The sequence below is a fragment of the Deltaproteobacteria bacterium genome (assembly GCA_016930875.1).
Taxonomy (GTDB): domain Bacteria; phylum Desulfobacterota; class Desulfobacteria; order Desulfobacterales.
This window is the reverse complement of record JAFGFW010000115.1, coordinates 12,620-32,483: the sequence shown is the minus strand read 5'-3', so window position 1 is coordinate 32,483 and position 19,864 is coordinate 12,620. Positions and strand designations below refer to the sequence as shown.

The following is a 19,864-nucleotide window of genomic DNA, read 5'->3' as shown; positions in this document are numbered from 1 at the left end:
AGTCGGGATTTTCTGGGAAATCACTCAACCTCCTGAGACGTCATGCGGATTACCGGTAAAGGCGAAAGTCCACGCCATACTTCTTGGCCTTATAAGCGAACTTCCTCTCCGTTGTCTTCAGGATCTCGGCGGCCTTTGCCATGTTTCCCCGCGTGGTTTTCAAGGCGTCGACCATGACCTCGCGCTCCAGGCTTGCCACTGCATCCTCCAGAGATTTTGCCGGAAGGGTGTCCGACTCTTCCGCTGTCTGGACAGTCGGAGGCAAATGATAGCTGTGAATAACGCCCTCCTCGCACAGAAGCACCGCCCGCTCAATGCAGTTTTCAAGTTCCCTCACATTGCCCGGCCAGTGGTACTGGATAAGCATGTCGATGGCCGGCGTTGAAAAGCGGCGGATGTCCTTTTGATTTTCTTTGGCGTATTTTTCCAAGAAGTGGTCCGCAAGAAGCAAGACATCAGTCTTTCGTTCTCTTAAGGGGGGCATGTAGACTGGGAAGACATTCAATCTGTAATAGAGGTCGTCCCGAAAAGCCTCATCCTCAACGGCCTGCTCCAGGTTCTTGTTCGTGGCCGCTATGATACGAACGTCTGCCTTGATGGTCTCGTATCCACCCACACGTTCAAACTCCTTTTCCTGTAGGACCCGCAGGAGCTTCACCTGAACGTCCATGCCGATGGAACCAATCTCATCCAAAAAAATGGTCCCCTTGTTGGCCAGTTCGAACTTCCCTTTTTTCTGGCGCATTGCCCCGGTAAAGGCCCCCTGTTCATGGCCGAAGAGTTCACTCTCAATGAGATTGGAAGGCAGGGCCGCGCAATTTACTTTCACAAAGGGGCTTTTTGATCTCAGGCTGTTGTAGTGAATGGCATTGGCCACCAACTCTTTTCCCGTGCCGCTCTCTCCACGAATAAGTACAGTGGCATTGCTCTTGGACACCTGGGAGATCATTTGAAAGACCTCTCGCATCTTATTGCTGTTGCCGATGATATTAGTTATGCGGAATTTGTTTGTGAGTTCTTCTCGAAGCCGACGGTTTTCTTCTCTCAACTGGTCTTTCTCGAGCTTTATGGTCTCAAGATTAATGACATGCTGGGCGATCATGGCGGCAATGATGGAAAGGAGCCTTTTGCCGCTTTTCAGGGAGTACGATTCGTCAAAGGGCCGATCAACACTCAGTGTCCCGACCACCTGACTCCCTTTTTTCACGGGCACGCACACGAAGGAGAGTTCCTTGTGGTGAGCTGCCTTTCTTGTGGCTGTGCGGTTCAGGAACAGGGGCTCCTCACTGATCTTGGGTACCACAAAGGCCTTGCCGGTCTGGATTACACGGCCCGTAATACCCTCGCCAGACTTGTATTTTCCACGTTCCATTTCGGCCCTGGACAGACCGTGAGCCACCTCAATGCGAATCTCATTGCGCAAAGGATTAACGATGGTAATTGTTCCCCGCACCATGTCCATTGAATGGGACAGGATGTCCAGTACCCTGTAAAGAGATTTTTTAAGGTCCAGGCTCACGTTGAGCGCTTTGCTGATTTCATAAAGAAGGGTTGTTTCTTCGATCTTCTTCATATTTGCACCATGCGATCTGATAGTTTTCCCATCTATGCATTTCAACAAGTGTCCGTCAACAATGTCCAACATTTCATACAATAGCGTATAGAGTCAGAAAGAACAATTACAAAAACGTCGTTTATTCTAGTCGTAATTCAGATTTGTCTACCTTGGCAGCTAGTCATTCAATCGTTCACCGTCATTTCTGCCAGAGAGTTTGACAAATATTACGATTTCGGGTAGGCATCTATCACAAAATTGTTTGGTTGACGTGCGTTTCTTTTCGCAAGCGATTTTCACTTCTTGGGGACAGAAAGGAGACAGTATGGATACAATCAAAATCATGCCCTGCCTGGATATGAAAGAGGGTAGGGTAGTGAAGGGGATTCATTTTGTTGATTTAAAAGACGCAGGCGATCCTGTAGAAAACGCAGTATTGTATCAGAAGGAGGGGGCCGATGAATTGGCCATGCTGGATATCGCAGCAACCCTGGAAAACCGAAAGACCCGGTTGGAATGGGTTAAGAATGTCTCATCAGTTATAGACATCCCTTTGACAGTAGGTGGCGGCATCGGAAGCCTGGAAGACATTGAATTGGTTTTGGAGGCTGGCGCTGACAATGTTTCCATGAACAGCGCTGCCGTGAAGAACCCGGACCTGGTCCGAGAAGCGGCAAAGGCATTCGGCTCGCAGAAGCTGACCGTGGCTGTTGATGCCAGGCGGAACAAGGAGATGCCATCCGGATTTGAACTAGTTGTCTCAGGTGGCACCAAACCAGTCGGCAAGGATGCTGTGGCCTGGGCCAAGCAATGCCAGGAGCTGGGCGCTGGGACTATCCTGCCGACAAGCATGGACGGTGACGGAACTCAGGCCGGCTACGATTTGGAGTTTACAAGAGCCATTTCAGATGCTGTTAACGTGCCGGTAGTTGCCTCAGGAGGGGCGGGAACCCTGGAGCATTTTTATGAGGCCGTTGTCCAGGGAGGCGCTCAGGTCTTGCTGGCTGCCTCGGTTTTTCACTATCGCATTTTTAGCATCGGTCAGGTTAAGGAGTACCTGCAAGGAAAGGGTCTGCAGGTTAGCTTATAGGCCTTATCACAATTCCAGACGGCTATGGAGTGCTGGAGTAATGGAGTACTGAGGTGGGCAAGACTCCATTACTCCAATACTCCAACACCGTGTATCGGACAATTTACTCGACAAGAAACGCCATTTATGTCAGACGGCAACATAGATGGTAAAAGGATAACTTTATGCCAAGACGTGATGACATCAAGAAAGTAATGATTATCAGCTCAGGGCCTATCGTTATAGGCCAGGCTTGCGAGTTCGATTATTCGGGCACCCAGGCCTGCAAGGCCCTTCGCAAGCTCGGTTATGAGATTGTATTGGTAAATTCCAACCCTGCAACCATTATGACCGACCCCGGCATGGCCGACGTGACCTATATTGAGCCTTTGAACCTCCAGGTCATGACCGAGATTATAGAAGAAGAGAGGCCGGATGCGCTCCTTCCCAACCTGGGTGGGCAGTCAGGTCTGAACCTTTCCTCAGAGCTGGCCCGTACAGGCGTGCTCGAAAAATACGGGGTTAAGATAATCGGCGTTGAGATAGATGCCATCAAGCGCGGCGAGGACCGGATCGTATTTAAAGATACCATGAAGCGGCTCGGGATCGAGATGCCCAGGAGCAAGCCTGCCTTCAGCGTGAAGGAGGCTGAAAAAATCGCGGCTGAACTCGACTACCCGGTGGTCATCCGCCCTGCTTACACAATGGGAGGAACAGGCGGGGGCCTGGTGTACAACGTGGAAGAGTTGCGGACCATTGCGAGCCGCGGGCTCTCGGCGAGCATGGTGGGTCAGGTGCTGGTAGAAGAATCCGTCCTTGGGTGGGAGGAACTGGAGCTGGAAGTCGTGCGGGATGCCAAGAACCAGATGATCACCGTTTGTTTTATCGAGAATGTGGACGCCATGGGCGTGCACACGGGTGACTCCTATTGCACGGCCCCGATGCTCACTATCGCCCCTGAACTGCAGGAGCGGCTTCAGAAATGGTCCTATGACATTGTCGAGGCTATCCGCGTGATCGGTGGCACGAATATTCAATTTGCCCATGACCCCAAGACCGGTCGTGTGGTCGTAATTGAAATCAACCCAAGGACATCGCGTTCGTCTGCCCTTGCTTCCAAGGCCACGGGTTTTCCCATCGCCCTTGTCTCCGCTATGCTGGCTGGAGGAATGACGCTCGATGAGATCCCTTACTGGCGGGAAGGAACCCTGGATAAATATACGCCGTGGGGCGACTATGTAGTGGTGAAGTTTGCCCGGTGGGCCTTTGAAAAGTTTGAGGGCTCAGAAGACAAATTGGGCACCCAGATGCGCGCCGTGGGCGAGGTCATGAGCATTGGCAAGAACTACAAAGAGGCCTTCCAGAAGTCGATTCGCTCCCTGGAAAACGGCCGCTACGGGCTCGGCTTTGCCAAGGACTTTCATGAAAGGCCACTGGATGAGTTGATGGAGCTGCTGGCAGAGCCCTCCAGCGAGCGACAATTTATCATGTACGAGGCCCTCAGAAAGGGAGCCAGCGTGGAGACGCTCTATGAGAGGACCTTTATAAAGCCCTGGTTCATCGAACAGATGAAGGAACTGGTGGCCCTTGAGGAGGAAATCCTCGAATACAAGGGGAACATCGTGCCTGACGAGTTGTTCAGGCAGGCCAAGAAAGATGGGTTCTCAGACCGGTACCTGTCAGAGATTCTCGACTTGCCCGAAAAGGACATCAGGGAGCGGCGCACTTCTCTGGGCGTGGTCGAGGCATGGGAGCCTGTGCCTGTGAGCGGCGTAGAGAATGCGGCCTACTATTTTTCCACCTATAATGCCTCTGACAAGGTCGAGACGAGCAGGAGGCGCAAGATCATGGTCCTGGGCGGCGGGCCCAACCGTATCGGGCAGGGGATCGAGTTTGATTACTGTTGTGTTCACGCCGCCTTTGCATTGCGTGACGAAGGGGTCGAGTCGATCATGGTGAACTGCAACCCCGAAACCGTTTCAACGGACTATGATACGTCAGACAAACTGTACTTCGAGCCGCTCACGGTCGAAGATGTCTTGAGCATTTACGAAAAGGAAAAGCCCGAAGGGGTGATCGTCCAATTTGGCGGGCAGACCCCGCTTAATATTGCAAATGAATTGGCTGAGGCTGGCGTTAAGATCATCGGCACTTCCCCTGAGACCATCGATCTTGCCGAGGACCGGGATCGCTTCCGCAAGACGATGACAAAGCTCGGTATCCCTGAGCCAGAATCAGGTATGGCCAGCACATTGGACGAGGCCCTTGGCGTGGCTGAAAGGATCGGGTATCCACTCATGGTCCGGCCTTCCTATGTGCTTGGGGGGCGTGCCATGGAGGTGGTGCATGACGAAGAGATGCTTAGACACTATGTGGCTGTGGCCGTAGATGTGTCACCGGAACGGCCGATCCTGATTGACAAGTTTCTGGAACACGCCATTGAGGCCGAAGCAGACGCCATTTCAGATGGCACGGATGCCTTTGTGCCTGCTGTGATGGAACATATCGAACTGGCAGGGATACACTCGGGTGACTCGGCCTGTGTGATTCCCCCGATCAGCATCCCTGCCAGGCATATTGATACGATCTGCGAGTACACGAAAAAGATTGCGGTGGAACTCGGTGTGGTCGGCCTGATGAACATCCAATATGCAATAGCAGACGATACGATATACATCCTTGAAGCTAATCCCCGAGCGTCAAGGACCGTACCCCTGGTTTCAAAGGTCTGCAATATCTCTATGGCCCGATTGGCCACCCAGCTCATGCTCGGCAAGAAGCTTGCAGACCTTGATATCAAGCCGAGATCGATACCTCACTTTGGTGTCAAGGAGGCGGTCTTCCCCTTTAACATGTTCCCGGAGGTGGACCCGCTTCTGGGGCCGGAGATGCGATCTACTGGCGAAGTCCTCGGGCTTGCCGACCGTTTTGGGCTCGCCTTTTTCAAGGCCCAGGAGGCGGCTCAACAGTGGCTTCCTTCGGAGGGGACCGTGCTTGTCACCGTGTCCGATAAAGACAAGCATGCGGCTCTGGATGTGGTCAGGCGGTTTGACGAACTTGCCTTTAGGATCAAAGCGACTGAAGGGACCCACAAGTTTCTCGCCGAGCACGGTATTGAGACCGAACCGATCCGCAAGGTGCACGAAGGCCGGCCAAATATTGTTGATGGGATAAAAAACGATGAGATCCAACTGATCATCAACACTCCAAGCGGTAAACTGAGCAAGCACGACGATTCGTACATCCGAAAGGCCGCGATCAGGTATAAGGTGCCATACATCACGACAACGGCTGCGGCCATTGCCGCTGCCAGGGGGATTGCAGCTTACCGTGACGGGCATGGCAGGGTGAAGTCTCTTCAACGTTATCATGGGGATATTGGGTAAGTAATTTGGGATTGCGGATTTTCGATTGCAGATTGCGGCTGGTCTCCAGCACAGTGAGGACAAGTCTATGAAGTCATTGCGAGATAACTGCGCGGTCTTCGGCCTATATTCGGATACCGAATGCGTTCATGACATTTTTGAGGGGATTGATTTTCTCCAACACCGTGGACAAGAGTACTGCGGCATTTCCACTTTTGACGGAACCGTCCGTCAGCTCACTCATTACGGCAAGGTGGCCTCTACATTTAGAAGTGAAGAGTTAAAATATCTCAACGGGACGTGGGGCATCGGGCATGTGAGCCTGTGGGAGCGCCAGCCCGTCAGATGGCAATGCCAACTGGGGGAGATTGCCGTGGCGTTCAGCGGCAACGTGCTGAATGCCGATGAGCTGATCGCGGACATGAAAACCCGGGGCAAGTCTTTCTACCAGGGGTACAATATTGAGGTCATCTCTAAGGTTATTATGGAAGAACCGGACGTGGTTGCCGGCATCCGTAGCCTTGCCAAAAAGGTAAAAGGGGCCTATTCCCTGCTGGTGTTGTGCAAGGATGGCATCTATGCGGCCCGGGATATCTACGGGTTTCGACCGCTCATCATGGGGCAAGGCCAGGGAAGGTATATGGTGGCATCGGAATCGAGGCCGATTCAGAACCTGGAGATGGAGATTTTTCGAGATATCCGTCCGGGGGAAATTATCCTGATCAATGACAGGGGATTTCAGACCATGGCGCAGCTTGATTCCCCGCGTAGCGCTCATTGTGCCTTTGAATGGGCCTATACGGCAAGCCTCGATTCCATAATAGATGGTGTTTACGTCCAGGAGGCCCGGAACAACCTGGGCGAGAGCCTGGCAAGACGAGACATCGAGGAAGGAGGGCTGGAGGTTGATATTGTGGCTGCCGTGCCCATGTCAGGGATTGGCCATGCCCTGGGCTATCACAAACGCTCAAAAATCAATTACCAGGAGGTCTTTCTTTATAATCGATACGCAGACCGGAGCTATACGCAATCGAGTCAGCTTGCCCGTGAAAGGATGGCTAAGCGCAAGCTGTCTGTGCTGCATTATGCAGTGAAAGGCAAGCGGATAGTCCTGTGCGATGATTCGATTGTCCGAGGCACCCAGATCTTCTACAAGGTCCGGGAGATGAAAATGGCAGGGGCCAAGGAGGTCCACGTGCGCATTGCCTGTCCGCCTTTCATGTGTCCCTGTGGTTTCGGCGTTTCCACGCGCAGTCGTGAAGAGCTGGCAGCCAGACGCTATCTCAAGTCCGGGGATATCACATCCATGGAAGAGCTAAGGAATCTCGAAGCCCGGATAGCCGATGAGATCGGCGCAGATTCCGTGAAATACAACAGCCTCGATGCCTTTGTGGCAGGTTTGGGGCTTCCCAAAGAGGATCTCTGCCTGATGTGTTTTGATGGAAAAAACCCAACGGAGACACGATAAACCAGAGTGCTCTTAGCTTCGCTCCGCAATTGAAATAATGGAATAGTCCTCGCAAGCTCAATCCTTGACACACCAATCAATTTATACTACAGACGCCCTACCGCAAAGCGAGGCGCTGTCGGGGAATAATTCCAGCAACCGCTAAGACCTAATATAGCTTACTGTTTAAAGCGTACGGCTATGAGATAGAATACTTACCTTATCACATGACTAAGAGGAGGGAGTCTGATGAAAAAGTTTATCAGTATGACATTCATTAGTTTAGGTCTGGCGGGAGTCTTGTTTGGGATTGCTTTTGGTGAATCTTATCCGAATGGTGCTGAAGGAATCAAATGTGCAACTTTGCCACCGCCGGGTTTTTATTACAAGATGTATAATGCTTATATTACCGCCGATGAAGTCATGGACCCGGACGGAGATGAAGTACCCATTGATTTTGATGCCAAGATGTTCATAAACGCGCATAGATTCCTTTGGATATCTGAGGACATAAAATTGTTTGGGGCGAATTATGGTGCCGACGTTTTTATTCCAATTTGGTATAAAGACATTGAGGTAGGGGCTTACGATGATAGCAAGTGGAATCTTGGAGATATCATAATCGAGCCCTTTGTTCTGGCCTGGCACGGCTCACGTTATGACGCATCAACAGCCATTGCCTTTTTTCTGCCGACGGGCGATGATGACGAGCCTGCTGACCCTGGTGAAAATATGTACACGACGATGTTCACTTTAGGCGGAACCTATTATTTTGATGAAGCAAAGACATGGTCGGCATCAATACTTGGCCGGTATGAGATTCACCACAGTGACTATGCTGATACGGATATAGAGCCTGGTGACGATTTCCATTTTGAGTGGGGAGTCGGCAAAACACTTGCACAGGTTTGGGATGTTGGTGTGGTCGGGTATTGCCAATGGCAGGTCACTGAAGACAGTGGAAGCGGATCGAGTTCTGATAAAGACCGCGGTTACGCAATTGGGCCAGAAGTATCCGTGTTTATTCCACCTATGAAGTTTTTTGTTTCTCTCAGGTCCGAGTTTGAGTTCTCGACTGAAGGCGGAGGCGTTACACCGCTCCCGCTAGGTCGCCCAGAAGGGAACAGAACATGGCTGATCCTCACAAAGATATTCTGAATCGCTTGAGGGTAAACTCGCTCCTGCTGTCTCCCTTGGATGCTAATAATCACGGGTAAAGCACCAGCTCTGCCGGGGGACTGCCAGAGATAGATAACTTCCAATCAGATTCCCTTTGCGGTGTTTGGAAGGTCATTCCTAACAGGGAATGTAGAATGTTTTGGCAGAGGATTTGATCGATCATGCGCGTAGCCTTGATCAATACGAACCAGATCAAGCCCCCGATAGCACCCATCGGTCTGGATTATGTTGCTGAGGCACTGGGCGTAGCTGGACATCATGTGGCGGTTCTTGACCTTTGCTGGGCAGACGACTGGAGCGCTACCTTAGCCAATTTTTTCGATAAGAAAGATTTTCGCTTAATTGGCGTTACACTGCGCAACACAGACGATTGTGCCTTCACAAGCCGCCAGTCCTTTCTCGGTGAGTTTGCCGCCATGGTTAAAACCATTCGCAAGCACACCGACGGCCTAATCGTGCTCGGTGGTGTGGGATTTTCCGTTATGCCTGAGGAGGTTTTAGAGTGCTGCAAAGCCGATGCTGGCCTGTGGGGCGATGGCGAGGTTGGCTTTGTACAGCTTGCCCAGAGGGTAGAATCAAAGCAAGAATGGCACGATGTTCCCAGCCTGATTTGGCCCCATGACCGCGGGTGGCACCACAACCCCCGTTCCGCGCCGACTCTGACAGAGCTGCCCCCAATGAGCCGCAGGTGGCTTGATAACTCCCGGTATTTCCGTGAAGGTGGGCAGGCTGGGATTGAAACCAAGCGCGGCTGCTCTGGCCATTGTATTTACTGCGCCGATCCGCTAGCCAAGGGTAAACAAATACGAATTCGACCGCCAAAAGATGTGATTCACGAGATGGAAAGTCTTCTTGAGCAGGGGATTGACCATATTCATACCTGCGATAGTGAGTTTAATTTACCGCCGTGGCACGCTTCCGAAGTATGCAAGGAAATGTTCCGTCACAATCTTGGTCACAAGGTTCACTGGTATGCCTATTGCTCGCCAGCTTCCTTTTCACTGGAACTAGCTCAGGAGATGCACCGGGCCGGATGTGTGGGGATTAACTTTGGAGTAGACAACGGCGATGAGCAGATCTTGAGTCGGTTGAGACGAGATTTTGGACCAAATGAGATCTTGAATGCAGCGCAGTCGTGTCAAAAGGTGGGCATCGCCGTGATGTTCGACCTTTTGCTTGGCTCGCCTGGGGAGACACGGGACAGCATCATTGCTACGATTGATTTGATGAGACGAGCTGCCCCGGATCGGGTGGGAGTTACTGTGGGCGTCCGGGTCTATCCGAGAACGAAACTTGTGGATCTGGTCAGCCGGGACCAACTCAGAGAGGGTCTTGTGGGAGCACGTGACGAATCAGAACCCCTTTTCTTCATAGAGCCGGCAGTTGCGGGCTTCGCTTTTGAACTGCTTGATGAGCTCGTAGGCAACGATGGGCGTTTTTTCTTCTCTGACCCATCAAGGCCTGACAGAAATTACAACTATAACGCCAACCAACGACTGGTGGATGCTATTGGCAAGGGATATCGCGGGGCATACTGGGATATTCTTCGCAGATATGAATGATCCGAAATTTTTCAAAGGAAATCACAAGATCTTATAGCCACAGGCTTTAGGCTGTGCCTGGAGTCATGCTCAGTGGCTGTAATGAAAGCGATGATGAGGGCATTGCTGGCAACCTGGACGATCCGGCGACAAAAATGTTTTCCTAGATTGAGGGTTTGTAAACTGTTTTCTAACCCGTGGCCCCCAAAGAATCCGGCCTAAATTTCCCGCTTTCCCTGAAAACAGCCTTTCAGAATATCGTTCGCCATTTTTGTGAGCTCCTGCTGACCGTATAAAATCTACACACCTTTTAGTCGTTGTTTTTCTCATAACTTTCAAAAAATAGCGAATACTTTGTGAGATTCATTCGTATAAGGTTATGTAAGCATGTTTACAATCCTTGAAAAAACGCGAAGAAAAACTTAAAGGAGGGAATAAATCATGAAAAGAACGATGGCTGTTTCGGCACTGATTATCGTAATTTCTATGTGGTCGGTGGCTTACGCTTCAGAGGGAACTGGACGGGGCGGATCTCGGGGCAGATGCTCACGACAGGAACTGCTGGCTCAGTTGCCGGCAGACAAAGAGATGCTTTTCCATCAGACTATGAGAGAAGCCAGGGAAAAGGCATCTGAAATTCGTGCGCAAATCAAGGCCCTTCGTGAAGAAATAAAAGGCATACTTACCGCGGATCGGTTTGAGGAGGCTCTCTTCCGTGAAAAGACAAACAGTTTGGAGATGCTCCGCGGCAAGACGCGGGCAACCATGGAGGAGGCCGTCGTGAAGCTGGCAAAACAGTTTACGGCTGATGAGCGCAAGATCTTGGCCGAACTGCTTCCACCCAAACCAGGACGTCATCGTCATCTAAGAGAACGAAGGCATCAATAGACTACAATGAGCGCGTGAGGGTGGCATGCCTGCACCCTCACAGCATCGTTCGTTTTGAACCACATGATGGCGGCAGGAAGATAACAGGAAATATGGATGCAGGTTTCTCACACCTTGATGACGAGTCGTTGATCCGGCAAATACAGAAAGGAAGTCATGAAGCATTCTCGGCGCTTGTAAATCGTCACTCGAATCGATTTTATGGTATTGCCTACCGCCTTCTTTTCAATAAGGGCGATGCAGAGGACGTTGTGCAGGAAGCGTTTTTAAAACTATGGGACAGGCCGCAGCTTTGGAAGTCCAGCAAACAGGCGAAATTCACTACGTGGTTCTATAAGGTCGTCATAAACCTATGTTTGGATCTCAATAAGAAGAGAAAACCGCTGGAATTACCTGAAGAGCTGGAGCTCGTAGACAACAATCGCGGGCAGGACGTATTATTGGATACTTATCAGAAGCAGGCTTTAGTGGACAGCCTTATTCAGGAGCTGCCGGAAAGGCAACAACTAGCCCTCAACCTATGCTTTTACGAAGGATCAAGCAATGCGCAAGCAGCGGAAATCATCGGCGTGAAGGTCAAAGCGGTACAGTCTCTTATTATGCGTGCCAAAACGACATTGAAAGACAAGGTTAAACGATATCTAGGTGGAGGTTCAATATGACAATGAACCTTAAACAATTTAAAGAAAAGTTACTTGTCTATGGTGCCGATGTTCATGCGTGGCCACAAGACATAAGACAGACAGGGTTGAAATCACTGGAAAATTCTGCCGAGCTTCGGGCATTATTGGCAGATGAAGAACGATTTGAACTGGTTCTCAAAACGAGGAAGTATGAAGAACCAAGTAGTGATTTAGCAGAGCGAATTATCTCAGCCTCGCAACCCAAGAGGAAAAAAGTGCGGCGAAGTCTTGGCGGGTTCTTCTCAGGGTTACTGTGGGAATTCAGTTTATCTAAACGGGCAGTCACAGCGGTTTCTGTTTCGCTCGTTCTTGTTTTGATAATCGGATTTGCCATAGGTTTTTCAAATCCTATGGGGTCCGTGTCCACCGAACAATACCAAACAGACCTACAAGAGCCTCTGTATTACGAAGGAAATGTTCTATGAGCAAAAAGATGAAGGTTCTCACTATTGGTTCACTTCTCCTGAATGTGTTGCTTATTGGGGTTATCATCGGAGATATGTCTCATCGCTTGCATAGGAAAGATTTTCTTGGAAGGCATGCACCAGAGCTTGCGTCGAAACTGTCCGAAGATAAGGCAGAGTTGTTTCGGGAGACGGTGGAAAGGGCCCATCTGGACAATAAGGATGTACACAAACAGATCCGAGAAGCAAGAGAAAGAGCTATGAAGATTCTGACCGCACCTGAATTTGATGAAGCTGCCTACCGAGCCAAGGTGGACAAGATACACGAACTGAAAGGTTGCATGAAACGGAGGTTGGCAAATGCTACCGTTAAACTGGCCACACAGTTTGATCAGGAAGAAAGAAAAGCCTTGGCTCACCATTTAAGGCGTCCTCCACGACCTCAACGGGACAGCAGGACTGCGCGCCATGCGAGACCACCGCATCATGAAGGGCCTTGACCCGAGCGGAATAACGGCATGGGTAGAGCCTGTAGTTGGCCAAGGTGATGACCGTGGCGACGGAGATACGGATATTGATATGGAGGCACTTCTCAGTTGAAGGTATTGAGATGCGAGTAGCTATGAAATTAACGAGTAAGAGAAGCCCTATCCGACTTAGGGCGGTTATCCATGCGGCGGTCATGATGTCAGTGTTTGCCGGGTGCGCACCCGTCGGGCCGGATTATGCGCCGCCCGATGCATCATCGCCGGAACTATGGCATGCCCAACTGAAAGGTGGCTTGATCGTGGAGGGTTTGGATAGACAAGCATTGGCCGGTTGGTGGTCGACACTCGATGACCCTGTACTAACGAATCTAATTGAATGGGCGGTCGCGGGAAACCTCGGTCTTAAGGAGGCCCGTGCACGAGTTCGTGAGGCCCGTGCTCGGCGCGGCATCAGCGAGGCCGATCGTTTTCCAACTATCGACGCCAGTGGCTCAGCCAGGTTGAGCCGTAGCAGCGAAGAAACGGGCAGCGGCAGTGAGAGAGAGCTCTACGCCGCAGGCTTTGATGCCATTTGGGAGTTGGACTTGTTTGGCGGCAAAAAACGCGCCGTCGAGGCGGCCGAAGCTGAACTGCAGGCGAGTGAAGAGAATTTGCGAGACGCACTTGTCAGCCTACTTGCCGAAGTTGCCCTGAATTATGTTGAGGTGCGTTCATTTCAGACCCGGCTGTCGGTTGCAGAGGCCAACCTTGACGCCCAGAAGGAAACATACAACATCGCCCAATGGCGATTTCAAGCCGGCCTGACAACACAGCTTGACGTAGAACAGGCCAAGTACAGTCTGGAGCGGACACGATCCGAGATACCTAGTTTACAGACCGGACTTGAGCAGGCCAAGAACCGCCTAGCCGTGCTCCTGGGACAGCACCCGGGTTCCCTGGAGAATACCCTGGCCGAACACAAAGCCATTCCGGTTACGCCTCTTGAGGTCGCAGTTGGTGTGCCGGCCGATGTCCTGCGACGCCGGCCGGATGTTCGACGCGCCGAGCGCCAACTGGCCGCCCAGACTGCCGAGGTAGGTGTTGCCACCGCCGATCTGTATCCCAAGCTTTCGCTTCTTGGATCCATAGGCCTTGAAGCCCTGTCACCAGGGAATCTGTTTTTATCTGGCAGCCGAAGCCATACTATCGGCTCCACTATTGCCTGGCCTCTATTCGACGCCGGCGCCATCCGCAGCAACATCGAAGTGCAATCTGCCCTGCAGGAGCAAGCCCTGATCCGGCATGAGGCCGCGGTTCTCACGGCACTGGAGGAGGTCGAAAACGCGCTTGTCGCCTATGCTGAAGAACAACATCGCAGAGAGTCACTGAGCGAGGCGACTCAGGCCGCCCAGCGTGCCCTTGATCTTGCGCAAAGCCAGTATTCGTCCGGACTGATTGATTTCACCAATGTCCTGGTTGCGCAGCGGTCGCTGTTATCACTCCGGGACCAGCTAGCCGTCAGCGAGGGTGAAGTGACGTCCAATCTGATAGCTTTATACAAGGCCCTGGGTGGTGGGTGGAACTCCCTTGTACCTGATAACACAAAATAGGTTGAGATATAGAAAGAAGCCATGAAATCCAAGACGAAACCAGAATCCGACATCAGCCAAACTCTGGGCATCGATCAATCCTCAAGCCACAGAAGGCACCTGAAACGGTGGCTCATCGTGGCCTTCCTGGCAATAGCGGGCGTGACAACTGCTGTTGTTTGGAAGAGGACAGAAAAGTCCAATTCCATGCAGTACCAGTCCGAGACAGCTCAGCGGGGAGACCTAACCGTAACCGTGACTGCAACAGGCAACCTGGAGCCGACCAACCAGGTTGAAGTGGGCAGTGAGCAGTCTGGGATCATCGAAACCGTCGAAGTCGATTACAACGACCATGTGAAGATTGGCCAGGTTTTGGCGAAACTGGACACATCGAAACTCGAAGCGGAGGTTTTACAGTCCAGAGCCGCCCTGGCATCGGCCCGTGCCAAGGTGTTGCAGACGGAGGCGACCATCAAGGAAACGCGCAATGCCCTGTCGCGGTTAGAAGAAGTTCGCAAACTGAGCAATAACAAGGCGGTGTCCCAGCACGACCTGGACGCGGCACAGGCAGCGCTTGACCGCGCCCTGGCCGACAAAGCCAGCGCCAAAGCAACAGTGAATCAGGCCCAAGCCGCCCTCGAAGCCAATGAGACGGATCTATCGAAAGCGGTCATCCGCTCGCCCATCAACGGCATCGTCCTTACGCGCAACGTGGAACCCGGTCAGACAGTTGCCGCCTCATTGCAGGCCCCGGTGCTGTTCATACTGGCAGAGGATCTGACCGAGATGGAGCTCCACGTGGGCGTGGACGAAGCCGATGTGGGTCAGGTGAAAGAGGGACAGGAAGCCACTTTTACAGTGGACGCCTACCCGGATCGGAATTTCCCGGCCCTGATCACTCAGGTCCGTTTCGGCTCCCAGACCGCAGACGGCGTGGTCACGTATGAAACGGTATTGAACGTGGACAACTCGGATCTGTCTCTGCGGCCAGGCATGACGGCAACAGCGGAGATCACCGTCAAGAAAGTGAGAAACGCAATCCTGGTGCCGAATGCTGCTTTGCGCTTTACACCTCCGATCAAAGAAAATAATGATCCCTCCGACAGCCGCAGTCTGGTTAGTAAACTCCTTCCGCGTCGGCCCAGATCGTCGTCGAAACGGCGCAAAGACACGACCGCCAATAACAAACAACAGCGCGTCTGGATGCTACGCGATGGACAGCTTGTCTCCATTACTGTCACGACAGAGGTCACTGATGGCAGCATGACCGAGGTCACCGGGGGCGATGTTAAGCCCGGTATGGCGCTTCTGGTCGATACACTGAGAGCGGGCCGATGAATACCACTCCCTCCGAGCAAACCGGCAAATCTCCCCTTATTGAGCTGAAAGGCGTGGCCAAGGTATACGGCACGGGCCGCGCGGCCATGTACGCACTCCGAGGCATTGACCTGCGGATCGACCAGGGTGCGTTCGTGGCTGTGATGGGGCCGAGCGGGTCGGGCAAATCTACGTGCATGAATATACTGGGCTGCCTAGATACTCCCAGCGCCGGGGTTTACCTCTTTGAAGGCGTGGACGCGGGAAAACTGTCTCGCGACCAGCGTGCGCTGTTACGCCGGAATTATCTGGGGTTTGTGTTTCAGGGCTTCAACCTCCTCAACCGCACCTCGGCTCTGGAAAACGTGGAACTGCCCCTGATCTATCGCGGCACACCAAGCGAGGAGAGGCGAGTGTGTGCCCTTCGAGCCCTTGAAGCGGTCGGGCTTAAAGGATGGGAAACACACACGCCAAGCGAGCTGTCCGGTGGGCAGCAGCAACGGGTGGCCATCGCCCGGGCGATTGTTACTAATCCTAAGGTGCTTCTAGCCGACGAGCCTACCGGTAACCTGGATTCTGTCTGCAGTCGTGAAATCATGGAGGTGCTTGCTGCATTCAACACTGAGCGCGGCATCACGATCGCGCTGGTGACCCATGACGCCGATATGGCGGCCTACGCAAAACGAATCATTCGCTTCCTTGATGGAATTATCGACTCAGAGGAGCAAAACGGGGGAACTGCTTGATGTTGAGGGAAACGGTTTTACTCGCCTTGCGCGAAATCCGCCGCAATGTCTTGCGCTCATCGCTTACAATTCTGGGCATCGTGATCGGTGTTGCTGCCGTCATCACCATGGTGACCTTGGGCGGCGGGGCAACCGCGCAGGTGGCTTCCGATATCGCCAAACTGGGGACCAATTTGCTCCAAGTTAGACCCGGCCAAGCACGTCGTGGTCCTGGCGGCACACGTTCAACAGGTGACATGTTTAAGGAGGACGATGCCGAAGCCATTGCCCGGGAGATCTCGGGACTTGCTGCGGTAGCGCCGACCGCATCTCAGACTACACAAGCTATTTTCGGAAATAAGAACTGGTCTACCGCGGCTACCGGGAGCACCAATTCTTATCTGCAGGTCCGGGACTGGGCGCTTAAAAACGGACGCCGGTTCAGGAGCGGCGAGCTACGGGCCGGCAAGGCAGTGTGCATCCTGGGCGCTACCGTGCGGAAGGAACTCTTTGGGGGCCAGAATCCTATAGGCGCTACGATTCGTCTGGGAAAGCTCTCGTTTGAGGTGATTGGTGTGCTCGAATCCAAAGGGCAGTCCAGCTTCGGGACGGATCAGGACGACTTCGTGGTTATTCCCCTCCGCACATTTCAACGGCGCATTGCCGGAAATACAGACGTGAGCAGAATCTACGTTTCAGCAAGAGATGGCGTCTCAACCAAGAAAGTCCAGCAGGATATTGAGCGACTGATGCACGAGCGTCGGCACATTGTATCGGGCAAAGAAGATGATTTCCATGTCAGAGATATGCAAGAACTTGTCAGCACCATGACAGGGACAACCCGTGTGCTTACCGGACTGCTCGGGGCAGTGGCGGCGGTTAGTCTCCTTGTCGGCGGGATCGGTATTATGAATATCATGCTGGTCTCGGTGACGGAAAGAACGCGCGAGATCGGCATCCGGCTCGCCATTGGCGCCCTGGAACGCGATGTGCTGATGCAGTTTCTGGTCGAGGCCGTGGTGCTCTCTTCCTTCGGCGGGCTGATCGGCATCGTCCTCGGGGTCGGGGCGGCCGCCGTCGGAGCTCGCCTTCTTGCTGTTCCCTTCGTCTTTAACCCGGGGATTGTCGCCATCTCCTTCGTTTTTTCAGCTGCGGTGGGCGTCATCTTCGGCTACTTTCCAGCTAGGCAGGCGGGACAAATGGATCCGATTGAAGCGTTGCGTCACGAATAGCCCTGCCACCCGACATCAAAACCAAGACTAGAGCCGCTTCATCACTCATTTCCCGCCACAATTGACGATAGGCCCCGAAGCGGCGCATTGAAGATATTGCGTCACATGGCCATTCTCGGTCAGCTTGCCCAATCTTGCGATCTGCAAATCTGCAATCAATTTTTAACTCAGTCCTCGCTAGAAAATGTTCTGATATGGTTTTGCTATCTTCAAGTCGAATGGCCCGTCACCGATTCTCATTTTGCGCTCTTGAGACGGGAGGAGGATCGAAACTTCAAGATGGAACCGGAAGAATGGACCAGGACATAAATACATAAGTCTGCTGGGTTAGTGATGCTCTCATGAGAAGGCTGAATTACTTATGTTCTTATGGATGTTCCCGGTTTCGTTCCCAGTTTGTATTTCCCCTGCTGATGGTCCCGGTGCCGATGGGCTCAAAAAGACCGGTCGAAAGTTGACAGTTACTCAAGGCTCCGGTAGAATGCAATAGCTGGGCGAGGACCATAGGTCAACATTACCTTGTTTGTTACAAGGGCTTTCTTTTATGACGCAAAAAGTTCGGGTCAGTTCCGGAGTAAGCCAGTTGGATCGCCTTCTGGGTGGTCTTTTTATCGGAGACAACGTGGTCTGGCACGATGATTCGGGCAATCTGGCTGTCACTTTTTGCCTGAATTTTCTCCAAACCTCCCTATTATTGCAAAAACCTGTCATATACGTCAGCTTTGATCGTTCTCCCAAAAACCTCCTTGATAAACTTGGAGCCCTGGCCGAAAGCGCCGACCTGACAATTCTGGACGCTTTTACTTGCGGCAAGGGGGCCAGCAGCCCGATATTTATGAAATTCTATGAAGAGCCTGATCCGGAACGAGTTTGCAGCGTCAAGAGGATGGAAAAGCCCAGGGACACAGACTATGTGATGGAGACCATCTACGGGCTCCATGAAACCATGCAAGGAGACGTGCGCCTGATATTCGAAAGTATGACCGGCATGCAGAAAATCTGGGGAGGCGAGGAGGCCATCCTCAAATTCTATTCCCATTCCTGCCCCCGCCTCTATGAGCTGGACACCATTGCATACTGGATTATGGAAAAATTAGCCCACTCGCAACAACTCCGGGCCCAGATCAATCAGATTGCACAGGTTGCCATCGACCTTTCCATAAAGAGAGGCACCACCACACTGAAGATCCTGAAGGCTGAAAATCGCGGCACGGAGGACATCCGCGAACCCCATCGCTACTGGACCAAAGATCTTACGGTCACGTTTGAAGGAGAAAAACACGGTGCAGCCCGGCTCAACCTGGGACTGCGCATCAAAGAGCTAAGAACCAAGCGGGGTCTGTCACAGGCAGAATTGGCCAAATTGGTGGGCGTAACACCCAGCACCATCTCCCAGGTGGAGGCGAACATTATCTATCCTTCTCTACCGGCCTTGCTCAAGATGGCCGAGGTCCTTTCAGTTGATATCACCTCCCTCTTTGAACAGGCCATGGAGTTGGAAAAACGGATCATCTTTCCTGCGGCAGAGGCCGTGAGTGTGGGTTTTCCTGACCTACCTAAAGGGTCGCTGGAAGGCTACCTTTTAACACCGCTTGATTTTGACGGCAAAATGGAACCGTATCTTATTGAAATCATGCCTAATAAGCACTTGCCCGCCCATTTTTTTATCCACAAGGGCGAAGAGATAGGCTACCTCCTTTCCGGCAAGCTTAGAATGTCCCTCAACAAAGCCACCTATACGGTGCGGGCAGGGGATGTGATCTATTTGACCTCCGAGATGCCGAGTCAATGGAGAAACCCAGGCCCCAACGTGGCAAGATTACTGTGGATTAAGTCAAGATAGAACAGAAAGAACATGCCACATATGCATAACTTTGTTGTGGGCATTTAGTATAACTAATGTTGACAAGGGTAGTATTAGTATGTATGTTATTTTATATTCCATATTTTGACACTAGACTTCGCGTGGAGGAGGAAATTATGGCAAAGAGGATTCCTGGGAAAATCAGTGTATTGGAGTTCGGATGTCAGGCGCCTCTAAGATTTTTCGAGCATTGTGCCAGGTGCCCGCGTTTTGGAGATGATTGTCAGGATCTCGTCATGGGAAAAGAAATCCTTCGTGGGAAGAAGAAAATCGCATACGGAAACGACCAAACCGAAGACAGTATCGCCGTTAGCGCCTTCAGTTGTCTGACACCGCTATACTACTTTGAAAGGAGCCGCAAGAAATGCGCTCATGCCGGTCGTTGCCGGGAAGAAGGTCTGCTCTTGGCGTTGTTGGATGGCAAAAAGATATTGGACTATTCCCACAAGGAAGTCACCGAACTGCCGCGCATCCAGCGACGGAAGGTGGCCAGGGCTGCCACGGCCGAGCATCAGGAAGTGGCGCTTCCCTGAGAAGCT

Annotated in this window: 16 protein-coding genes; 15 read left to right on the top strand and 1 reads right to left on the bottom strand. The window is 52.2% G+C overall.

Translation table 11 applies throughout. The features are described 5' to 3' along the window. Positions 1–49 precede the first annotated feature (49 nt). Entirely contained in the window at positions 50–1,573 is a 1,524-nt protein-coding gene (locus tag JW883_10415) for a sigma 54-interacting transcriptional regulator (protein ID MBN1842679.1), read from the bottom strand. Positions 1,574–1,880: 307 nt separating this feature from the next. Here JW883_10415 and hisF point away from each other — a divergent pair, with 307 nt between their 5' ends. From hisF to JW883_10340, 15 genes are all read left to right on the top strand, one after another. Next, positions 1,881–2,645, top strand: a complete 765-nt coding sequence (gene hisF, locus JW883_10410) for an imidazole glycerol phosphate synthase subunit HisF (protein MBN1842678.1) — start codon at positions 1,881–1,883, stop codon at positions 2,643–2,645. A gap of 164 nt (positions 2,646–2,809) precedes the next feature. Further along, the gene (carB, locus tag JW883_10405; protein ID MBN1842677.1) at positions 2,810–6,010 is read left to right on the top strand and encodes a carbamoyl-phosphate synthase large subunit; all 3,201 of its coding nucleotides are present in this window, start codon (positions 2,810–2,812) and stop codon (positions 6,008–6,010) included. A gap of 67 nt (positions 6,011–6,077) precedes the next feature. Next, the gene (locus tag JW883_10400) at positions 6,078–7,457 is read left to right on the top strand and encodes an amidophosphoribosyltransferase (protein MBN1842676.1); all 1,380 of its coding nucleotides are present in this window, start codon (positions 6,078–6,080) and stop codon (positions 7,455–7,457) included. A 228-nt stretch (positions 7,458–7,685) separates the two neighbouring features. Then, positions 7,686–8,594 carry a transporter gene (locus JW883_10395; GenBank protein ID MBN1842675.1) on the top strand — a complete coding sequence of 303 codons (909 nt, stop codon included), beginning with the start codon at positions 7,686–7,688 and terminating at the stop codon, positions 8,592–8,594. A 182-nt stretch (positions 8,595–8,776) separates the two neighbouring features. Next, positions 8,777–10,177 (top strand): radical SAM protein, encoded by a 1,401-nt coding sequence (locus JW883_10390; protein ID MBN1842674.1) that lies wholly within the window; start codon positions 8,777–8,779, stop codon positions 10,175–10,177. 420 nt (positions 10,178–10,597) lie between these two features. Beyond that, positions 10,598–11,044 carry a periplasmic heavy metal sensor gene (locus JW883_10385; GenBank protein MBN1842673.1) on the top strand — a complete coding sequence of 149 codons (447 nt, stop codon included), beginning with the start codon at positions 10,598–10,600 and terminating at the stop codon, positions 11,042–11,044. A 20-nt stretch (positions 11,045–11,064) separates the two neighbouring features. Continuing rightward, positions 11,065–11,706, top strand: a complete 642-nt coding sequence (locus JW883_10380) for a sigma-70 family RNA polymerase sigma factor (GenBank protein MBN1842672.1) — start codon at positions 11,065–11,067, stop codon at positions 11,704–11,706. Beyond that, positions 11,703–12,152, top strand: a complete 450-nt coding sequence (locus tag JW883_10375; protein MBN1842671.1) for a hypothetical protein — start codon at positions 11,703–11,705, stop codon at positions 12,150–12,152. Before JW883_10380 ends, JW883_10375 begins: the two co-directional genes overlap by 4 nt. Next, entirely contained in the window at positions 12,149–12,631 is a 483-nt protein-coding gene (locus JW883_10370) for a periplasmic heavy metal sensor (protein ID MBN1842670.1), read from the top strand. The genes JW883_10375 and JW883_10370 overlap by 4 nt, the downstream gene beginning before the upstream one ends. A 110-nt stretch (positions 12,632–12,741) precedes the next feature. Then, positions 12,742–14,208, top strand: a complete 1,467-nt coding sequence (locus JW883_10365; GenBank protein MBN1842669.1) for an efflux transporter outer membrane subunit — start codon at positions 12,742–12,744, stop codon at positions 14,206–14,208. A gap of 21 nt (positions 14,209–14,229) precedes the next feature. Then, positions 14,230–15,525 carry an efflux RND transporter periplasmic adaptor subunit gene (locus JW883_10360; GenBank protein ID MBN1842668.1) on the top strand — a complete coding sequence of 432 codons (1,296 nt, stop codon included), beginning with the start codon at positions 14,230–14,232 and terminating at the stop codon, positions 15,523–15,525. After that, positions 15,522–16,250, top strand: a complete 729-nt coding sequence (locus tag JW883_10355; GenBank protein MBN1842667.1) for an ABC transporter ATP-binding protein — start codon at positions 15,522–15,524, stop codon at positions 16,248–16,250. Before JW883_10360 ends, JW883_10355 begins: the two co-directional genes overlap by 4 nt. Further along, positions 16,250–17,461, top strand: coding sequence for an ABC transporter permease (locus tag JW883_10350; protein ID MBN1842666.1), 1,212 nt, complete (start codon positions 16,250–16,252; stop codon positions 17,459–17,461). Before JW883_10355 ends, JW883_10350 begins: the two co-directional genes overlap by 1 nt. Before the next feature lie 544 nt (positions 17,462–18,005). Then, on the top strand, positions 18,006–19,304 hold the full coding sequence (locus JW883_10345) for a helix-turn-helix domain-containing protein (GenBank protein MBN1842665.1): 1,299 nt from the start codon (positions 18,006–18,008) through the stop codon (positions 19,302–19,304). A 137-nt stretch (positions 19,305–19,441) separates the two neighbouring features. Next, entirely contained in the window at positions 19,442–19,858 is a 417-nt protein-coding gene (locus tag JW883_10340; protein MBN1842664.1) for a hypothetical protein, read from the top strand. The last annotated feature ends 6 nt before the right edge of the window (positions 19,859–19,864 follow it).